Genomic DNA, 19,469 nt, shown 5'->3' on the forward strand with positions numbered 1-19,469 from the left:
CCCCTAGCCTGTATTGCGTAACCCTTGAGCGATGCCGATAAGCGTACTTTGGATGGCGAGTTTCACTTGGTCTTTGGGGTCTTGTTTGAAGGCCTTGATGAGCTCAATTTGTAAGCAGCTGAGCGCATTGATGTAGGGGGTTCTAAACAAAATCCCCTGCCTTACAATCCCGTCTTTTTCCAATAGGGCATTTTCTTGGCGGATGGCCAAAATACGCTCCAAGCTTGTGACAAACTCGCTTTCAATCTGCGCCAAAATCTCTGTGGCATTTGGCACACTGCTCGCAAAGGCGTGGTATTGTTTAGCAATGCCTAAATCCACCTTTAAAAGCACCTGAGCGATATTGTCGATCACCACCTTAAAAAACCCACCCTCAAGATAGCAGGCTTGTAAATCAGCTAAAGCTACACCCTTAAGCGCACTGCCCACCCCAAACCACGCCGGTAAAATGCTTCTATTTTGCGTCCATGCAAAGACCCATGGGATCGCCCGTAAATCCTCTAATTTCGTGCCTTCCTTACGCTTGGCTGGGCGTGAGCCTAGATTGAGTTCTTGGATGAAGGCGATGGGGGTGGCTTGCTTGAAGTACTCCAAAAAACCGTGCATGGTGTAGAGTTGGCGGTAGGCAGTGTAGGAGATTTTGGAGAGTGTTTGTAAGAGCTCTTTAGTATCGGGGTTGATGGGATTTTTAGACAGGCCCCGTTTGTCATAGAGTGACTTTTTCAACAATGCCCCCACAATGTTAGACAAATTACTCAGCGCGCTCGTGTTGTTAAGATACCTTGAGCTGATGGTTTCGCCCTGCTCGGTGAGTTTTAAGGTGTCTTGTACGCTAAAAAGCGGAGCACTTAATAAAGCGTCCTCCAAGCTCCCCCCACCCCGGCTTACACTCCCTCCCCGCCCATGGAACAAAATGAACTCAATGCCAAGCTCTTGGCCTAGAGCGACTAATTGGCAGATGGCCATGTGTAAATTATAATTGCTCGCAAAAATCCCCCCATCCTTGCTTGAATCTGAGTAGCCCACCATGATTTCTTGGGTGTTTTGCATGCCCTGCAAATAGGCTTTGTAGTGGGGGTTGCCATGCAGGGTTTTTAAAATCGTGGGGGCGTGATCTAAGTCCTCAATGGTTTCAAATAAGGGAGTGATGTATAAATCCTTTTCTAGCCCCACTTGTTTAACCAGCCAGAGCACCGCTAATAAGTCGCTTGCCTGTGTTGTCATGGAGATAATGACACTTGAAAAGGCGTTTTTAGTGATTTTGCACTGCGCCCAAAGCATGGTTAAAAAGCCTTCTAGTAGCCGTTTACACTCTGCGCTCACCTGTGGCAGCAGAGCCCAAAAGGAGATGGGTTCTAGCTCTAGAGCGTGGTTTAGGACTTCTAGCTTTTGTTCTTCAGGCAAGGCGTAAAAGTCGGTGGCAAGAGAGAGCAGGGAAAAAACCTCGCTAAGGGCGTTGACAAACACTGCCCGATGTTCTCTAAAATCAAGGCTGAGTAAATGAAAGCCTGTTAGCAAAACTAAATTTTTAAAACGGCGCATCGAGCCTTGCAAGCTTGGTTCTAAGTTTTCTAAAAGCAAATCAATATCGGCAACAAGTTCGCTGGCATGTTGGTAGCTAAAGCCGATGGGTGTGGGCGAATTTAGGGCGATGAGGCGGTTTTTTAGTTTGATTTGCATTAAAAGCAACTTGGCACGAAAAGGTTCTTTGGGGTGTAGCCTTGCGCTGGTGGGGTCTAGTTTGTGATAAGATTCCTTTAAATCCGTCTGCAGGGTAGCAGAGATGGGGCAAAAATCCACAGAGATGGAGAGCTCACGGCGCAATTTATCCAGCTCTTTGAGATAGAGGTCGATGACAAAATGGTGTTGGATCGCCACAACTTCACGCATGAGGGCATTGGTAACCATAGGGTTACCGTCGCGATCCCCGCCAATCCAGCTGCCCAGTTTAAGCGGGGCGGGGGTAGGGGGGGTTTTAAACGCCGCTTGGATTTGCTGGCATAAATCTAAACAGCTGGGCAGAAACGAGTTTTCTAAAATATAGAGCAGGTTATCTAGCTCAAAGAGCACTTCTAGTTTTTCTTGGCGCACCAGGTGGCTTTTATACAGCAGGCGCAAGCGGTAGGCCAGTCTCTCTTTGGCCTTTTTCATGGCGATTGGGTCGCAGGGGTGGTCAAAAATCGTGGCAAGATCGCTAAACATTTCTTGGATGGCTTCTAAGAAGGTACGGCGCATGGATTGCGTGGGGTGGGCGGTGAAAACGGGGTAAAAGCGGATGTGTTGCAATTTATCAGTAAGCTCTTTAGGACTAAAGCCTGCTTGGCTTAGGTCTTTATGGGCTTTGGCTAGCCCCGTGGTGGAGGCTTGCTTGTTTTTATAGCGCTCTTCCACGAGATTAGCCAAGATGTGGTAGAGCGAAAAGGCTTTGATCACCTCTAAAATTTGCTCGGATTGGATTGTGGCTTGCAACTCTTGGGCTAATTGCGTGGGCGGGGCGTAGTCTTTAAAGAGGTTTTTAAGAGTGCTAAAATAGCGGGTGCTTTTAGGGCTAAACTCTTGTAGAATTTCTAAGAGCAAATCTTGCAAAAAGTCTAATTCCACCTGGATGTTTTGTGCCATGCACGCTCCTAAAAACAAAACTTAAGTTGTTTTCGTTTAGAATAGGCACTTATCATAAATAAAAGGGTAATTTATGGGTGATTTACCCATTTACACCGACCAAGATGGCGATTTAGAAACACTTTTAAACCAAAAAGTCGCCATTTTGGGCTACGGGGCACATGGGCGGGCACACGCACTTAACTTGAGAGATAGCGGGGTGGCGGTGCAAGTGGGCTTGTATGAGGGTAGCCCAAGCATTGCCACAGCCATAAAAGACGGCTTTAAAGTCTGCAACTTGAAAAAATGCGTGCAAGAGTGCTCCACTTTAGTGTTTCTCTTGCCCGATGAAATCCACGGCGATATTTACAGGCAAGAGCTCGCTCCCTACATACAGCCCGGACAGACTTTGATTTTCGCCCATGGTTTCAGCGTGTGCTTTGGGCAGATTAAAGCCCCTGAGGGCGTGGGTTTGGTGCTGGTGTCGCCCAAAAGCACAGGTTACGCCCTAAGAGAAAACTACAAAGAGGGGTGGGGGGTGTTTGCCTTAATGGGCGTGCAGCAAGACAATAGCCATAACAACGCCAAAGAAATCGCTTTAAGTTACGCCTGCGCTTTGGGCTGTGGACGGGTGGGGATTTTAGAAACCACCTTTAGGGATGAAACCCATTGCGATTTATTCGGCGAGCAGGCGGTGCTGTGCGGGGGGGTGGAGCATTTACTGCTGAGTGCCTTTAGTACTCTCGTGGAGACGGGTTATCCTAAAGAAGTCGCCTATTTTGAGTGCGTGCAAGAGCTGAAGGTGATCACGGATTTGATTTATGCCAAGGGGTTAGTTAGTATGCAAGAGCACATTTCCAACACCGCAGAGTTCGGCGGGCTGGTGAGTGGCGGCAAGGTCATTGATGCAGGCGTGAAGGAGCGTATGCAAGGCGTTCTGGAGAAAATCCAAGACGGCTCGTTTGCCAAGAAGTTTTTAGAAGAGAAAGAGCAGGGCTATCCCCAAATCCACGAGAGCCGTAAAGCCCTAGGGGCGCACCCCTTAGAGCAGGTAGGGGCACATTTGCGTCAATATTTGTTCAAATAGGGGTTTTTGTGGTTATCACGATCACTTCAGGCAAGGGTGGGGTGGGTAAAAGCACCTCTACGGCGAATTTAGCCATCGGGCTTGCCATGCAGGGCAAAAGAGTCGTGGCGATTGATTTTGACATAGGCCTACGCAACTTGGACATGATTTTGGGCTTAGAAAACCGCATTGTGTACGATGTGGTGGATGTGATGGAAGGCAACTGTAAGTTGCCTCAGGCTTTAATCACAGACAAAAAGAATAAAGACTTATTCTTTCTGCCCGCTTCCCAGAGCAAGGATAAAAATATTCTGGAGAAGTCCAAAGTACAAGCCTTGATCGCGGATTTAAGGGCGCAGTTTGACTTTGTCTTGATCGATTCGCCCGCTGGGATTGAAAGCGGGTTTGAGCACGCCATGCTCTTTGCCGATCGGGCGATTGTGGTGGTAACGCCAGAGGTCAGCAGTGTGCGCGATAGCGATCGGGTGATCGGGATCATGGACGCTAAGAGCCAAAAGGTCAAGGACGGGCAGGAGATGGTTAAACACATTTTAATCAACCGCATTAAGCCCGAATTGGTGGAAAAACAAGAAATGCTTTCTAATGAGGATGTGTTAAAAATCCTTGCCTTGCCCTTAATCGGCTTGGTGCCCGAGGATTCTAAAATCATATCTGCCACAAACACGGGAGAGCCCATCATTTACACCCAGAGCCCGAGTGCCCTAGCATTTCAAAGGATCACCAAACGCATTTTAGGCGAGGATGTCCCCTTTGCGGAGTTTAAGGCCAAGCGGGGGTTGATGGGGGCGTTAAGGGGCTTGTTTGCATGACTTTACTCACCAAATGGTTTAAAGGCACGAGCAGCGCACACATTGCCAAAGACCGCCTGACGCTCGTACTTGCCTACGAGCGCAGTGTCCGCCTGCCCTACATAGAGGAGATGAAAAAAGAGATTTTAGCCGTGGTGCAAAAATACACCCAAACAAGCAAAATCGATGTTAGGGCAAACTCCAACCACGACATAGACACTCTAGAAGTGGAAATCGTGTTGGAAAAACAAACCCCCACTTCTTAAATGTTAAGCCCTTTCACACCAAGCCCTCTAGACTTTCTACCCTTAAGCTTTAAAGCCCTTAAAACCCCCCCTAAACTCCTGCACTATGTGGGGGAACTAAAGCATTTGCAAGCCCCCTTAAAGGTGGCGATTGTGGGAACAAGACGGCCCAGCACCTACACGCAACAAATGACCTCCGCGCTTGCTAAGGAGCTTTCTAAAACCGGGGTGGTGGTGATAAGTGGTGGGGCTTTAGGCGTGGATATCATCGCCCAAAAAAACGCCCTACCTGCTACGATCATGTGTGCCCCCTGCTCTTTAGAGCGCATTTACCCGCCCAGCAACGCCGAGGTGATCTGCCAAATTGCCAAAGAGGGCTTGATTTTAAGCGAATACGCTAAGGATTTTCAGCCCTACCGCTTCACCTTTTTAGAACGCAACCGCTTAGTCGTGGCTTTAAGCGACTTGGTGGTGATCCCCGAAGCACAGGAGAACAGCGGTTCAATGGCTAGCGCAAAGCTTGCGCTTGAGTTAAAAAAACCCCTCTTTGTCCTGCCCCAAAGGCTTTTTGAGAGCCCGGGCACAAACGCTCTGCTCGCGCACAATCAAGCCCGCGCGATTTACGACATAGCCGTCTTTGTGGGGGATTTGGCGCGCCAGTTTGGCTTAAGTACCCCCACACCTCCCCCCACTAAGCCCGCTGATGACGAATTTTTAGCCTTTTGCCAAAAGTCCCCCAGCTTTGAGGAAGCCTATGCGGTGTTTGGAGATTTGGTGCTGGAGCAAGAGCTCTTGGGCGTAGTGAAAAGAGAAAACGGACGGGTGGTGCTTGTATGATCATGGCTTGCGATATAGGCCTAAAACGCATTGGGTTAGCCATGGGTGTGCAGGGCGTTGTCTTGCCCCTAGAACCCATTTTACGCACCAGCCGCAAACAAGCCAGTACAGAGTTGCAAGCCCTGCTAGAGAGCAAAAAACCTAGCTGTCTTGTGGTGGGGTTGCCCCCAGAGCACTACGCCGACACCCGCAAACGCGTTTTGCACTTTGTGGGGCTTTTAAACTTTGCACCCCTTGTGTTTGTCAATGAGGGCAACACAAGCCTAGATGCCCTAGAGCACACCCACCATCTCAAGGCGCAAAAACGCCAAAACGCCCGCAAAGATGGCAAGCTAGACAGCCTAGCCGCCTGTGAAATCTTAAAACGCTATCAAGAAATGTTGGTGTAAAGGGCGATCACATCGTCGTCCTCTTCAATCCGATCGATGAGCTTTTCACTTTCAGCTAAGGCCTGCTCGCTTAAGGCAATGGGTGTGTTGGCGACGCGCTGCAGACCTGCCTTGTGCACGGGGATTTTTAGGGTTTCAAAGCCCTCGTTTAGCTGTTTAAAGTCCTGGTAATCGCCTATGGCAAAAAAGCTCTCCCCCTCCACCTCCAAACTCTCTAGCCCATAATCGATTAAACTAAGTTCCAAATCCTCCAAAGATAGATTTAAAGGCTTTAAATCCTCCAGCCGCCCCTCTAAAACGCTTTTGCGCGCAAACATGAACTCCAAAGAGCCGTTATTGACAATGCTAGCCCCCGGGGTTTTGTTGAAGTAGCTTTTTAAATTGGCGATGGTGCGGGTGGGGTTGTCTGTCATGCACTCAATGAAAAGCAACACCCCGTGGTTGGCCTTGCCCTCATAGCTCACCTCCACGAGTTGCCCCTCCTTGTTGCTTGCCCTTTTAATCGCTGCATCTATATTGTCTTTAGGCATGTTCTGCGCTTTAGCGTTTAAAATCGCCGTGCGTAACTTGGCGTTGCTGGCCGGGTCCCCCCCGCCCTCTTTGGCTGCTAAGGTGATGGCTTTAGCCAGTTTAGGAAACACCTTGCTCATTTTGTCCCAGCGTTTTTCCTTGGCCGCGCGCCTGTATTCAAAAGCCCGTCCCATTAAAATCCTTTCTGTAGTAGTTTGGCCACCTCTTTAGCGTGGTAGCTGATGATCATATCCGCCCCCGCGCGCTTAAACGCGCTCAAGGTTTCGAGCACCAAATTGTCGTAATCCATCAGATTGTGTGCTTGGGCGAGCTTGAACATGGAATACTCCCCGCTCACATTGTAGATGGCAAGGGGCAGCAGCGTGCGCTCTTTGATGTCCCTGATGATGTCTAAATACGCAAGGGCGGGTTTTACCATGAGAATATCCGCCCCCTGCACTTCGTCTTCTAAACTCTCTAAAATCGCCTCGCGGCGGTTAGCAAAGTCCATTTGATAAGCCTTGCGGTCTCCAAAGCTGGGCGCGGAGTTGGCCGCCTCTCTAAAGGGCCCATAGTAACTGCTGGCAAATTTAGTTGAGTAGCTCATGACAGGGATGTGACTAAAGCCGTTTTGATCTAGGGCTTGGCGTAAGGTGCTCACCATACCATCCAACATAGCACTGGGCGCGATGATGTCCACCCCGTTTTGGACTAAGATGAGGGCTTGTTTAGCTAGGATTTCTAGAGTGGCATCGTTGTCTAATGCCCCGTTTTCAAGGATGCCACAATGCCCGTGGTCGGTGTATTCGCAAAAGCACAAATCCGCGATGACGCATAAATCAGGGAAGTTTTTTTTAATCGCTTTAGTGGCGGTGGCGACAATGTGGTCGTCTTTTAAAGCGCTTGAGCCGGTCGCGTCCTTGTGGCTGGGCAACCCAAAGAGCAGCACCGCTTGAATGCCTAGGCTTTGCAGCAGGGCGCACTCTTTAAGCAAATCTTCTAACTCCATTTGGAACACCCCTGGCATGGACGCGATGGGCGCGCTCTTGCCCTCTTGGCGCACAAAGAGCGGGGCAATGAAGTCGGCAGTGTATAACCTTGTTTCGCGCATTAAGTTACGCAAAGTGGCCGTGGATCGCAAACGACGGAATCGTTTAAACATGGCTATCCTTATTTTTTGGGATGAAACAATGAGAACAAAAGGGGGCGTTGATGGTGGCTTGAAGGGCGTTTAAGGACAAAAAGCCCACGCTAGTAGCCCCGATAGCCTTTGCCTCTCCACCTAGCACACTCAACAACTCGCCCTCTCGGGGGATGTCAATGCCCCACAAACAGGGGGCAAGAATGGGTGGGGCGGTGAGGAGCAAATGAATATGCCTAGTCCCTGCTTTTTTAAGCATTTGCACCACAACCCTACTTGTCGTCCCCCTCACAAGCGAGTCGTCTATCAAAATGATGTCCTTACCCTGCACGCCCTCAGTTACCAAACTGAATTTTTGGCGGGCTTTAAGCTCCCTACCCTCTTGGGTACTCTCTATGAAGGAGCGCCCCACATAGGGATTAAGGCTCAAAAGCGGGGCAAAGTCTAGGTTCAGTTCTTTGGCATAAGCTAGGGCGGCTAATGTCCCACTATTGGGGATGGGCACCACCATATGCGCCTTTAGGGGGTGTTCTTTAGCCAAAGCTTGACCTAACTTAGCGCGCAGGGCATACACGCTTTGGTTAAACACGATGCTGCTAGGACGGCTAAAGTAGATGGCTTCAAACACACAGGGACTAGGCGTAGAGGGGGCTAGGGGCACTGCGCCTTGTTGGGTGTAGAGCGTGGCAGGGGGCACTTCCTTGATGTTTATCGCCCCCAAAGCCTGCAGGGCACAGGTTTCGCTGGCTAGGACAAACCCGCCGTTTAAATCCCCCACAAAAAGGGGGCGATAGCCAAAGGGGTCGCGCATTGCCACTAAGGCATGGGGGGTTAAAACGAGAAAGGCATACGCCCCTTTAAGGGCAGGGGCGATCTCTTGAAGTTTGACTTCTAGGCTGGGGGCTTTGGCTTGCTCTAGAGCTGTGGCGATAAACTTAGCGGGGGTTGTTGTGTTGTGTAGATGGCCGCAAAAGGCGATGGCTAGGCTCTCATTTGCATAAAAGTCGTGGTAACTGCCTAAAACTTGGCCCAAAGTATGGGGGGCTGGGGTGAAAAAATCGGGCGGTATGCTGCTAAGCAGCCCCCTAGATTGTTTAAACTCTAGATGGGTGGCAGCAGTGGCTAGGGCTATGCCCTCTTGAGCACGGTGCTGCAAGGAGAGCAGAGCTTGGTGGGCAAGAGCGGGGGTGGCGCAAGCAAAGAGCCCAAACATTAGGCTTTGACTCCCTTTTTGGATTTGAAAAAGAGATGTCTAAACTCTTGTAAAATGCAGTCGTGGATGGTAAAAACGATGCGCTCGTCCTTGTAGGCATAGCTTAAATTCAGCTCTAGGGTGTCAAGCGCGCTTTTGATGATGTACATACCCAGCCCAAAGCCATGCGCCTCGCTGGGGTTTTCGTGCTGGAAGTAGGGTTTGAAGTAGTGCATTAAATCCTCTTTGAGCGGTTCGCCCCGATTAGAAATCAGTAAATTCTTGCCGCTCGCCTCAATCTGCACCTGCCGATCTGGACTGTATTTCAGGGCGTTGTCGAGCATGTTTTTGATCACAAGGCTGAAGAGTTCAAAATCGGTTTCAAAGGTGTAGTTGGGCAAGTTTGCCACAATACAGGTGCTCCCATGCTCTAAGAGCAGCATGTTTTTGACATGCTCTAAGAGGCGGTCCATAAAGAAGATTTCTTTAGTGATTTTGTAGTTCTTAGAAGAGAGTTGTTCGATGCGGGCAAATTGCTCGATGAGGGAATTAAGGCGTTTGAAGGTGGTGATGAGGCGTTCTTTTTGCACACCATTTTGCACCATTTCGGCAACAATCATGCCCTTAGCGATGGGGGTTCTTAGCTCGTGCATGATGGCGCGCAAAAATAAAATGCGCGACTCGTTCATGCCCTTGATTTTCTTGATGGCGTTGTCAAAGGCTAGGGCCAAATCCCCGATTTCGTCTTGTTGCTCTAATTTGCACTCGATGTCCATTTCACCATTGGAAAACAAATGCACTTTTTTACGCAACTCGTTGATGGGGACAAAGCCCTGCAACATGAAAACAAAAATCATGGTGATTAAAAATGCCCCTACAGAGATGGCAAAATAGTAGTTGCGGTAAGAAGTCTTTTGGATTTCCTTATACAGCACTGTGTCGCCCTGACTTTTGAGCGAGATGAAGATTTTATTGCCGACTTTGATGATGTGGGCTAGGGGGTTTTCGTCATTTTCGATCGTACCTTGTTGCTTGGAGAGGATTTCGTGTAACTCTTGCTGGGAGATTTCTTGGAAACCCAGCTCGTGTAAATACACCTCAGCGGAGTAGCGGTTACTTTTGTCGGCTAGGACTTGGTTGATCGTGGTGATGAATTGCTGGTGGCGGATTTGGGTTTGGAAGTTCTCGTGGTCGATTTGCGAGCGGATGAAGTAGTAGGAAAACGCCGCAAAGCTTGTCAGAGAGATGACAAACAAAAAAACAATCTTGCTAAAGATTGAAAAAGGCATTTAAAACTCTAGTTTGTAGCCAACTCCCCGTACAGAGATGATGTGCTTAGGTTTCTTGGGGTCTTGCTCGATTTTAGAGCGCAAACGCCCGATAATGACATCTATGCTTTTATTAGAGCTCTCTGGGTTTATAGATGCAGATTCGATGGCGATCGACTCCCTAGAGAAAACATAACCCTTCTTGCTGATCAAGAGCGTGAGGATTTCATACTCCGCCCTTGTGAGCTCAAGTTTCCTATTTTGCATATAAACTTCTCTAGCGTCATGGTCAATTCTAAAAAGGTTGCTCTTGCTTGAGAGTCCCTCTTCTTGAGCGGGTTTTTTATTGTAGCGACGCAATAAGGATTGGATGCGGGCTAAAAGCTCTTTAGGGTCGTAGGGTTTGGGGATGTAGTCATCTGCCCCGCACTCTAGGGCTTCCACCTTGTCGTTCAGGTCGTTTCTTGCTGAAGAAATGATGATGGGGATGTCTTTTTGTTTAGAAATGCGCTTGCACACCTCTAGCCCATCTAAATTAGGTAGGGTCAAGTCTAATAAGAGCAGGTCGTATTGTTGGGTGGTGGCAGCACTGATACCAGTGTAGGGTTCATCGCAATTGACCACTTCTATGCCGTGTTGACTTAAGAACTCGCTCAATATCTCGGCCAATTCCACATCATCTTCTATCATGAGTATCTTGATCATAAGCACCTCAATAGAAAGTTAACAAAAACCAAATGCTAACATAAAATCAATGAAAAAAACATCAATCTTTGAACGATTTTAAGCGTTCTTGCACCATATACAGCTGGTATTGCAGATAATTCACCACCAAATCCAACTTCATGGGTAAATTCTTGGTCTGGGGGGATTTTAACCCCTCAAAGAGCAAGAGCGTTTTTTGCTCCAAATCCTTTAAGAATTGTTGCTCTTCCTGCAAGGCCTTGGGGTTTTGTTTAGCAGGCGGAGTTTGCGCTGTCTTATGTACAGCTACGGCTTTGGGCTGTTGCTCCACTTGTTCGATCTCATCTAGGGCTTGGGAGATGATGTTTTTTAATTCCATTTGAGCAACCATTGTTCGATTGTTGCAAGTTCTGCTGGGGTGGCGGCTTGGCTGAATAAAGTTTGCATGTTTTGGATTTGAAAATGTTGCAGGGGAGCGTATTGGCTCAAATGTGCCCCCGATTTGGGTTTGGCAGGCGCAGACTCGGGATTTTTTAGCTCGAGTGCACTCAAGCGTTTATGGCTCTGGAGGGCCTGCTTGTGGTGCGGGTCGCTCTTTAAAATGCTCTTGTAAATCTGCAAGGCCTCCACAACACGCCCCTGTAATTCATACACACCCGCCAACGCAATCGCTTGTTCCACTCTAAAAACCTTAATTGTTTATTCAACTTATTATATAATAGGTCCTTTTAATCATTGCTTTTAACTTCAGTTGGAAAGGGTGGATAAGAGCGCAAAATGGAAGTGCATGCGCTATATGTAGTTGTCGCAGGGTTGGGGCTTAGTGTAGTGAGCGGTTTGTTGCTTAAAAAAATCGAAATGCCCGTCATCATCGGGTATATCCTCACCGGGCTTGTCATCGCCGCCCTTTTCCATATTCAAGATTTTGAATCACTTTCAGAAATCGCCGACTTTGGGATCGTGTTTTTAATGTTCATGATCGGGCTGGAGTTTAACTTTGACAAGCTCAAAACCATGAAACAAGAGGTCCTGCTCTTTGGGGGGTTGCAAGTGGTCTTGACCTCTATTTTGTTGCTGCTCTTTGGTTACTTTGTGATGGGTTCGTCTTGGGGATTTTCTTTGGTTGTGGCGATGGGCTTTTCGCTCTCCTCCACGGCAATTGTGCTCAAGTTCTTTGAAGAGAGCAAGCAATTAAACACCTCTGTGGGCAAGATCGTGGTGGGGATTTTGATCTTCCAAGACATTGCCGCCATCCCCATGCTCTTGATCCTCATGCTCATGGGCGGGGAGAGCAACCACTTTTTAGGTCTAGTGGTCAAAACCATCGTGTCGGCAGCCATCATTTTAACCCTATTGCTCCTACCAGGCAAATTGGCTGCCACAAGGATTTTAAGTCTAGCTGCCGAGAGCCGTCTGCCTGAGATTTTCATGGGGACGATTCTTTTGATCGTCTTTGGGGCGGCGAGCCTAAGCCACTTCTTTGGCTTTTCCATGTCACTTGGGGCGTTTGTGGCGGGCATGGCGATCTCTAAGTCGCGTTATCGCATCCGGGTGCAAGAAGAGTTTGCCCCGCTGAAAAACATTTTTTTGGGACTTTTTTTTGTTACGGTGGGCATGCAAATCCATCTAGAGTTCTTGTTTGAAAACCTCTTTGCGGTGATTTTCTTACTCGTGGTCGCCATGTTCTTAAAAACAGCGTTTTTGTTCGGGATTTTAAAAATCTTTAGAGACAGCAAGAGCTCTTTAAAGGCTGCCCTATCCTTGGCGCAAATTGGGGAGTTTGCCTTGGTGGTATTTTTAAGCGCAAGCAAGCACAAACTTCTGATCCTGCAAAAACATGAGGGCATTTTGGCCTTCTTACGCGACCAAGACATCATCCATGTGAGTGGGGATGAAATCCAACAATTCTTGGTGCTGATGATCATTTTCTCTATGCTCATCACCCCCTTTATTTTAAAATACTTAGACGCGATTGTAGACTTTTTTATCGATAAATTTAGCAGAAATAAGGCTTGATCAAGAATGGTTCGAATTGGGATTGTAGGCTTGGGCTGTGTGGGCTTAAGTGTGGTGGAGATTTTAAACAAACACGCCACCCTCTTGGCGCAAAGGTGCGGGTACAAACTCGTGGTGCAAAGGGGAGTGGTTCGGAATTTAAATAAAAAACGCTCTATAGATTTTGCCTTAAGCACGGACATCAACACCCTTTTAGACGACCCACAGATCGATCTCATCGTAGAACTGAGCGGGCAGGTGGATCTGGCCTACGAACTTGCCACAAAGGCCCTAGAGCAAGGCAAGGGCTTTGTCAGCGCAAACAAGGCGATGCTTGCCAAGCATCAAGAGCTCATCCACAGCCCCATCGGCTTTGAGGCGAGTGTGGGCGGAGGCATCCCTTTAATCAAAGCCTTAAAGGAGGGGCTGGTGTCCAATGCAATCATTAGCATACAAGGTGTGGTGAATGGAACTTGTAATTTCATCTTAGAACAAATGGATTTAGGCCAAAGTTTTGAAAATGCCCTAAAACAAGCCCAAGAGCTGGGCTACGCCGAAGCAAATACCCACCTAGACACCAGTGGACAAGACAGCGCGCATAAACTGCTCATCTTAGCGTCCCTAGCCTTTGGGGGGCAGATTGCGCCTGAGGATGTAGAAGTGCGTGGCATTGATAGGATCACCAACGCTGATTTAATCTATGCCAAACGCCTAGGTTATCGCCTAAAACTTTTAGCCCAAGCCCGCCAAACACAGAGGGGTTTGGCTTTGAGCGTGGGGCCTGTTTTGTTGCCACAAAAACACATGCTCGCCCAAGTTGAGGGCGTGATGAACGGGGCGGTTTTTGTGGGCGATAGTGTGGGAGAGACCTTTTATTATGGTGCAGGGGCAGGAGGCCTTGCCACAGCCAGTGCTGTGGTGAGCGACATTGTGGACTTTTGCAGACAAAAACACCCCCCACAGCCAACGAAATTACTCAGAATCGCCACCGCCCCAACCCCCCCCACCCCCCACTATGTCCGCCTAGAGCAGCCCATGCCCCAAAACATCCCCGCCACTTTGCACTTTTGTGCAGAGCAAGAGTACATTTACACCACACCGCCCACAAACTTAGCCCATTTGCAAGAGGGCCTAGGCTCACAGGCGCAGATTTATCCCATTTTAGCGTGAACGCGAGGGGGCAGCTAGCCGAGGATTTGGCCTGCGTGTATTTACAAAAGCAGGGGTGCGCCATCCTTTGCCGCAACTTTTATAGCCCCTTTGGCGAGATCGACATTATCGCCACCAAGGAGGGGGTGTTGCACTTTATAGAGGTGAAAAGCCGGCGTAAAGGAGAGCCGATCTATGCCATCACACCGCATAAATTGCAGAAAATCCAAGCCACCATTGGAGTATATTTGCAAGAAAACCCCAGCGATCTGCCCTTTTGCATAGACGCGCTCACTCTACAAGGAGAGTTACCAAATTGCCACATTGCGTGGATTCAAAACATAGGACTTTGAGTTTAAAGGCAGGATTTACAATCCATGTTATAATGCCAGCCTAAATTAAAAGTTTAGGAGAACAGATGTCTAGTTATATTGAATTAACAAATGAAAATTTTGATGTGGAAACTCAGAGCGGAGCAGTGGTCGTAGATTTTTGGGCACCTTGGTGTGGGCCTTGTAAAATGCTCTCACCCGTCATTGATGAGTTGGCGAGTGAATACGCCGGTCGGGCTAAGGTGTGTAAAGTGAATACAGACGAACAAGAAGAATTGGCTGCCCGCCATGGCATCCGCAGCATCCCCACCGTCTTTTACATGAAGGACGGCAAAATACTCAACCAAACCGTGGGGGCACTCTCCAAACAATCCTTGAAAGACAACATTGACAAACTCCTCTAATGCATCTTTGTTAGACTTGGCGATCGTTGGCGGGGGTCCGGCGGGGTTGAGCGCGGGACTTTACGCCACAAGAGGGGGGCTTAAGGAGGTGGTGTTGTTTGAGAAGGGCGCGCCTGGAGGACAGATCACTTTCAGCAGTGAGATCGAGAACTACCCCGGGGTGCGTGAGATTGTGAGCGGGCTAGACTTCATGCAACCTTGGCAGGAGCAGTGCTTTCGCTTTGGCTTAAAACATGAAATGGCTTTAGTAACCCAAATCAAGCCCAGCGGGGCGCATTTTGCGATTCTTACTGATGAGAATAAAGTCTTTCACGCAAGGAGCGTGGTTTTAGCCACAGGCGGCCGGCCTAAAAGGGCGGGTGTGAAGGGTGAAAACGAATTTTGGGGCAATGGGGTGAGCACCTGCGCAACCTGCGATGGCTTCTTTTACAAGAATAAGGAGGTGGCGGTTTTGGGCGGGGGAGACACTGCCCTAGAGGAAGCCCTTTATTTGGCCAAAATCTGCGCTAAAGTCTATCTCATCCACCGCCGCGACACTTTCCGTGCCGCCCCCATTACCCTAGAAAAAGCCAAGAACAACCCCAAAATCGAGTTTCTCACCCCAGCCGTGGTTGAAGAAATCAAGGGTGATTCAAGCGGGGTTAACACCGTTGTGTTTAAAAACACCCATACAGGCGTGCTAAAAGAGCTATCTGTGCCCGGGATTTTCATCTTTGTGGGCTATGAGATCAATAACGATGTGTTAAAACAAGACGACAAGAGCATGCTCTGTGCTTGCGACCCTTATGGGGCAGTTGTGGTGGATTTGGCGATGAAGACAAACATAAAAGGGCTCTTTGCCGCTGGAGATGTGCGCACACAGGCGGCCAAACAGGTGGTCTGTGCGGCCGGAGATGGGGCCACCGCCGCGCTCTCGGCCCTTGCTTATTTGGAGGGACATTCTTGACACAAGCGTTGCAAGTAGGCATCTCGGGAGCAAGTGGCAAGGTCGGAGGCTTACTCGCCAAAGAGATACAAAAGCACCCTCACCTAGCCCTATCCAGTATCTTTTTACGCCAAAATTTAAGCCTACAACTCGCCCAAATCCTGCCCCAAGAGACCTTTGTAACCAACGATGTGGAGCAGTTTCTCGCCCACTGCCAGCTTGTGATCGACTTTTCCTCACCCAAGGCTTTGGACACACTCTTATCTGCACTGCTTCAAACCCCTCTGCCCCTTGTGTGCGGCACAACGGGCTTGCAAGAGCAGTGGCAGGTTTTGGCAGAGCTGAGCCAAAAAGTCCCTGTTTTATATGCATCCAACATGTCCTTAGGCGTGGCGGTACTCAATGAAGTGGTTGGGGCGGTGGCAAAAAACTTAGAGCACGCTGACATTGAGATTACCGAGATCCACCACCGCTTTAAAAAAGACGCGCCCAGCGGGACGGCCCTAACTTTAGGGCAAACTTGCGCCTACGCTCGTGGGGTGGATTTCAAAGAGGTGTGCCAAGAACACAGAGAGGGGGCACGCAAAGAGGGCGAAATCGGCTTTACGAGTCTAAGAGCAGGCGATGTGGTGGGGCGACACACCGTGGGCTTTTATTTAGACGGGGAGTATTTGGAGCTCAGCCACACCGCCACAGACCGCAATATTTTTGCCAAGGGCGCGCTCGAAGCGGCCAAGTGGCTTTCCGTCCAAAAACCTGGGCTTTATAACATCCAAGACATTTACCGCTCTTAAAGAGCGTGCATTGTACTCCCTAGCCCACAGATATCCCCCACGATAACTTTTTAAGGTAGGTTGTGTGCATGGGGGCTTTAGTCCGTTTGTGCGCTGATTTTATGTGGTGCTGGCCACTAAACACCAAATCTAAAGCACCGCCACACACACCCTCTTGCTTAGAAAAAAGTACAAACAAGTGTGCGTAGGCAATGACTACTTTTAAGCTGGGGGAAACATCAGAAGCAGCAAAATAACTCTATAAAATCCATAGTTTATTTTTGCCACATAAGCCCCAAATTTAGCCAAACAAACGCTGCCTTTAATATACAGAGTTTCTAGTAAATGAGCACTCCCTTCCTCAAAAGACCTCATGTTAAAAGTTGTAAACTTAGCTTGAAGATACAAGAGACAAAAGTACAAGCTTTACTCAGAGTCGAATGGAATAAGGATACTGCAAGAAGTCTAGCTTTATAGAATTGGATAAAGTTTGGTAGGATGGTTTATAAGCAGGTGTGTAAACTCAGCTCCACATTGGAGTGAAAAGCTCATAGCTAGGGAATTGGGTTAAAATATAAAATACCTAAACCCTTCAATAAAAATTAATCAGATAACAAGCGCAGCTTCCAAAGAGAAACTAGAAACTACAATAGCGAGATGTGTATTTGGACAAGAGGTCGTTATTAAAAAACTCAAGAAGTACCGTGTAATGTGCATAGGGTAGAAAATTCTAAACCAGCAACCTCTTCTAGAAAGCATCGGTCAAAGCCATGGTGGTTTTTATATTTTCTTCTCACGATAACAACCACACATAAAATCTAGATTCGAAAGATTGTTTGCGCAAGTTTCCGTTTAACCATTCTATCTTATTCAAGAATCTATCTTATTCAAGAATTAGAAATGGGGTGAGGATTTACATAAATCTAGTATAATTCACAGATCTAATCTAAGGTGTAACATGAAAAAGATATTTTCAAGTCTGTTGTTGGTTGTTGGCATGGTGCAAGCCACGAATATCGCTTTAAACCAGCCATTAAAGGAGGTGGTGGTGGAGGACAAGGGTGAGCTTATCTTGCATGGCAACTCCATCGACTACAAGAAGTGGGACAGCAAAAGCCTAGTGGGCAAGGTGCGGATTTTGCAGCACATAGCGGGGCGCAAAAGCGTAAAGGCCGAAAACCAACCTCTCATGGATAAAATCGTGGCAGCGCACTTTGATGCACACAAATACCAAACCACTAATATTATCAACATAGACGATGCTATCATGGGTACAGGGCTTTTTGTTAAGGGGGAAACCAAAAAGGCAAAAAAAGAGCACCCAGACAGCCAAGTAGTGATGGATATTGACGGCGTGGTGCAAAAGGCGTGGGATTTAAAAAAGCAAGAGAGTTTGATTGTAGTTTTGGATAAGGCGGGCAAGGTACACTTCGTGCACGAGGGCAAGCTCACAGATGCCCAAATACAACAAGTGCTGGATTTAGCGAAAAAGTTGCAACAAGAATAGGGGCTTTAGCAGGGCACATGCCCTTAAATCCCGCCACCCCTTGGCACGCAGGCACGCAATTTTGGGTTGGCCCAAAGTGGTGGGCTCTCGTTTTTAAAGTTTTAATGCGTATACCCCACAGGTACGACCTTGCCATCTTCTGCTGTGCGCTTGATGCGCTTGGTGCGTGTGTTGTCTAGCTCTTTAATCGCCTGCTTTAGATCCTTTAAGAACAAAGACATTTGTTCCATGCTCTGATCCGCCCTAACGACTACACGCATCACCGACACCTCCTGAAAGTTCGCCGGCAAAGGATAGGCGGGCACTTGCCAGCCATTAAAGCGCAGGTGCTCGGCTAAATCATATAAATCCCATTGTTTTTCTTGCACCGTCTTTTTGCTCAAACTCCAGCACACAATGGGGATATTTTGCCCCTCGTTGATGATGTCAAATAGCCCTAAAGACTTGATCCCCCTTGCCAAGAACAGCCCCACATCGCGGGTTTTGGCATGCACTGCTTTATACCCCTCAAAGCCCCAGCGTACAAAGCAGTAATACTGTGCCCAAATTTGTGAACCCGAGCGGGAAAAGTTGATTTGAAAAGTGGGCTCAAAGTCGCCCAAATACGCCACTTTAAATACCAATTCTTCGGGCAAATACTCTTTATCCCGCCACAGCACCCAGCCAATTCCCGGATAAATGAGCCCGTATTTATGCCCCGAAGTAGAGATAGACACAACATTTTTTAAACGGAAATCCCACGCTAGATCGGGTTGCATGAAGGGTAGATACAGCCCCCCAGAGGCCGCATCCACATGGATGGGCACGCTCAATTTGGCGCGCTGGTTGTACTCGCTTAAGAGTTGGTCTAAGGCCACGATGTCGTCAAAACCGCCTGTGTAGGTGATGCCCATGATAGGCACAATGCCAATCGTGTACTCATCACAAAGAGCAATTGCTTTTTTAGGGTCTAGGGTGAGGTTGTTAAAATCGCTTAGGGGCACTTCGCGCAGCTCAATGTCCCAATACACGCAAAACTTCTCCCACACCACTTGGTAACCAGAGCTCACGATAAGATTAGGCTTTTTGGCTGTAATGTCGATACCTAAAGCTTGTGCCCTCTTGCGCCAGCGGAATTTCATCGCCATCCCGCCCAGCATACACGCCTCAGACGAGCCCACGGTGGAGGTACCCATGTAGTCCTCATCAGTGTTGGCACTCCATAGGTTAGCGATGATATTCACACATCGTTTTTCAATCTCTGTGGTTTGAGGGTACTCGGCCTTGTCAATGGCGTTGGTTGCCATGGAGTCGAGCATGATTTTTTTAGCCTCCTCCTCCATGTAGGTTTGCACAAAGGTACAAAGGTTATAGCGGGGGTTGCCATCGTGCATCATCTCATCGGAGACCAGCTGGTAGGCGATGCGCGGGTCCATCATCTTTTGCCCGATTTTCTCGCGGGGCAACAAGACATCGCTTTCTATGCTGCCAAAAATGGGCGTGGATGAGCTGTCCGCTTTGAAAACAAATTTCTCTTCATCTCTGTCGATGTGGCTTTTCTTGTGTAGCATACAAACCTCCGTGAAATAAGCTTGTATAGCACAAGTGGGTAAATGGGAGTGGATTATGTAGTTTGTTTGGGGCTTTGTGTTTTGGAGGTTATCCG

The 19,469-nt window shown here is 48.4% G+C and carries 21 protein-coding genes; 12 read left to right on the forward strand and 9 right to left on the reverse strand.

Annotation, left to right across the window (positions count from 1 at the left end; translation table 11 throughout):
* Nucleotides 1–3: 3 nt before the first annotated feature.
* Nucleotides 4–2,619: a phosphoenolpyruvate carboxylase gene (locus AOG36_RS06025; protein ID WP_053825672.1), complete on the reverse strand. Its 2,616-nt coding sequence runs from the start codon at nt 2,617–2,619 to the stop codon at nt 4–6.
* A 73-nt stretch (nt 2,620–2,692) separates the two neighbouring features.
* On the opposite strand from AOG36_RS06025, the gene ilvC reads away from it, so the two are divergent.
* From ilvC to ruvX, 5 genes are read left to right on the forward strand one after another with little or no spacing between them, the layout of a single operon-like run.
* Nucleotides 2,693–3,685, forward strand: coding sequence for a ketol-acid reductoisomerase (gene ilvC, locus AOG36_RS06030; RefSeq protein WP_053825673.1), 993 nt, complete (start codon nt 2,693–2,695; stop codon nt 3,683–3,685).
* A gap of 8 nt (nt 3,686–3,693) precedes the next feature.
* Nucleotides 3,694–4,494 (forward strand): septum site-determining protein MinD, encoded by an 801-nt coding sequence (gene minD, locus AOG36_RS06035; protein ID WP_015107009.1) that lies wholly within the window; start codon nt 3,694–3,696, stop codon nt 4,492–4,494.
* Nucleotides 4,491–4,739, forward strand: a complete 249-nt coding sequence (minE, locus tag AOG36_RS06040; protein ID WP_015107008.1) for a cell division topological specificity factor MinE — start codon at nt 4,491–4,493, stop codon at nt 4,737–4,739. Before minD ends, minE begins: the two co-directional genes overlap by 4 nt.
* Complete coding sequence (dprA, locus tag AOG36_RS06045) at nt 4,740–5,555, forward strand: DNA-processing protein DprA (RefSeq protein WP_015107007.1); 816 nt, start codon at nt 4,740–4,742, stop codon at nt 5,553–5,555.
* Nucleotides 5,552–5,944, forward strand: a complete 393-nt coding sequence (gene ruvX / locus AOG36_RS06050) for a Holliday junction resolvase RuvX (protein ID WP_015107006.1) — start codon at nt 5,552–5,554, stop codon at nt 5,942–5,944. The genes dprA and ruvX overlap by 4 nt, the downstream gene beginning before the upstream one ends.
* Here the strand turns inward: ruvX and AOG36_RS06055 are convergent.
* The 7 genes from AOG36_RS06055 to AOG36_RS06085 form a co-directional block, all read right to left on the reverse strand.
* Entirely contained in the window at nt 5,926–6,648 is a 723-nt protein-coding gene (locus AOG36_RS06055; protein ID WP_015107005.1) for a YebC/PmpR family DNA-binding transcriptional regulator, read from the reverse strand. The two genes, ruvX and AOG36_RS06055, sit on opposite strands and share 19 nt — an antisense overlap.
* Nucleotides 6,648–7,616, reverse strand: coding sequence for a porphobilinogen synthase (gene hemB / locus AOG36_RS06060; protein ID WP_015107004.1), 969 nt, complete (start codon nt 7,614–7,616; stop codon nt 6,648–6,650). The genes AOG36_RS06055 and hemB overlap by 1 nt, the downstream gene beginning before the upstream one ends.
* On the reverse strand, nt 7,609–8,808 hold the full coding sequence (locus AOG36_RS06065) for an amidophosphoribosyltransferase (RefSeq protein ID WP_053825674.1): 1,200 nt from the start codon (nt 8,806–8,808) through the stop codon (nt 7,609–7,611). The genes hemB and AOG36_RS06065 overlap by 8 nt, the downstream gene beginning before the upstream one ends.
* Nucleotides 8,808–10,076: an ArsS family sensor histidine kinase gene (locus AOG36_RS06070; protein WP_015107002.1), complete on the reverse strand. Its 1,269-nt coding sequence runs from the start codon at nt 10,074–10,076 to the stop codon at nt 8,808–8,810. Before AOG36_RS06070 ends, AOG36_RS06065 begins: the two co-directional genes overlap by 1 nt.
* Nucleotides 10,077–10,760: an acid response regulator transcription factor ArsR gene (arsR, locus tag AOG36_RS06075; protein ID WP_053825675.1), complete on the reverse strand. Its 684-nt coding sequence runs from the start codon at nt 10,758–10,760 to the stop codon at nt 10,077–10,079.
* Between the two features lie 61 nt (nt 10,761–10,821).
* Nucleotides 10,822–11,118 (reverse strand): CiaD-like domain-containing protein, encoded by a 297-nt coding sequence (locus AOG36_RS06080; protein WP_015107000.1) that lies wholly within the window; start codon nt 11,116–11,118, stop codon nt 10,822–10,824.
* Nucleotides 11,109–11,420 (reverse strand): hypothetical protein, encoded by a 312-nt coding sequence (locus AOG36_RS06085; RefSeq protein WP_015106999.1) that lies wholly within the window; start codon nt 11,418–11,420, stop codon nt 11,109–11,111. The genes AOG36_RS06080 and AOG36_RS06085 overlap by 10 nt, the downstream gene beginning before the upstream one ends.
* A gap of 96 nt (nt 11,421–11,516) precedes the next feature.
* Here AOG36_RS06085 and AOG36_RS06090 point away from each other — a divergent pair, with 96 nt between their 5' ends.
* The 7 genes from AOG36_RS06090 (at nt 11,517) to AOG36_RS06120 (ending at nt 17,824) form a co-directional block, all read left to right on the forward strand.
* The gene (locus tag AOG36_RS06090) at nt 11,517–12,755 is read left to right on the forward strand and encodes a cation:proton antiporter domain-containing protein (protein ID WP_053825676.1); all 1,239 of its coding nucleotides are present in this window, start codon (nt 11,517–11,519) and stop codon (nt 12,753–12,755) included.
* Between the two features lie 6 nt (nt 12,756–12,761).
* Nucleotides 12,762–13,904 carry a homoserine dehydrogenase gene (locus AOG36_RS06095; protein WP_015106996.1) on the forward strand — a complete coding sequence of 381 codons (1,143 nt, stop codon included), beginning with the start codon at nt 12,762–12,764 and terminating at the stop codon, nt 13,902–13,904.
* Nucleotides 13,901–14,236, forward strand: coding sequence for a YraN family protein (locus AOG36_RS06100; protein WP_053825678.1), 336 nt, complete (start codon nt 13,901–13,903; stop codon nt 14,234–14,236). The genes AOG36_RS06095 and AOG36_RS06100 overlap by 4 nt, the downstream gene beginning before the upstream one ends.
* Nucleotides 14,237–14,301: 65 nt before the next feature.
* A complete protein-coding gene (gene trxA / locus AOG36_RS06105) occupies nt 14,302–14,619 on the forward strand; it encodes a thioredoxin (RefSeq protein WP_053825679.1) in 318 nt (105 codons plus the stop codon).
* A gap of 7 nt (nt 14,620–14,626) precedes the next feature.
* Nucleotides 14,627–15,565 (forward strand): thioredoxin-disulfide reductase, encoded by a 939-nt coding sequence (gene trxB, locus AOG36_RS06110; RefSeq protein ID WP_053825735.1) that lies wholly within the window; start codon nt 14,627–14,629, stop codon nt 15,563–15,565.
* Nucleotides 15,562–16,338: a 4-hydroxy-tetrahydrodipicolinate reductase gene (gene dapB / locus AOG36_RS06115; RefSeq protein WP_015106993.1), complete on the forward strand. Its 777-nt coding sequence runs from the start codon at nt 15,562–15,564 to the stop codon at nt 16,336–16,338. The genes trxB and dapB overlap by 4 nt, the downstream gene beginning before the upstream one ends.
* Before the next feature lie 937 nt (nt 16,339–17,275).
* Entirely contained in the window at nt 17,276–17,824 is a 549-nt protein-coding gene (locus tag AOG36_RS06120) for a YtfJ family protein (RefSeq protein WP_015106991.1), read from the forward strand.
* 101 nt (nt 17,825–17,925) lie between these two features.
* Here the strand turns inward: AOG36_RS06120 and gad are convergent, their stop codons facing one another.
* Nucleotides 17,926–19,374 (reverse strand): glutamate decarboxylase, encoded by a 1,449-nt coding sequence (gene gad / locus AOG36_RS06125; protein WP_015106990.1) that lies wholly within the window; start codon nt 19,372–19,374, stop codon nt 17,926–17,928.
* Nucleotides 19,375–19,469: the final 95 nt, after the last annotated feature.

Source organism: Helicobacter heilmannii (genome assembly GCF_001283065.1).
In the GTDB taxonomy this organism is placed as follows: domain Bacteria; phylum Campylobacterota; class Campylobacteria; order Campylobacterales; family Helicobacteraceae; genus Helicobacter; species Helicobacter heilmannii.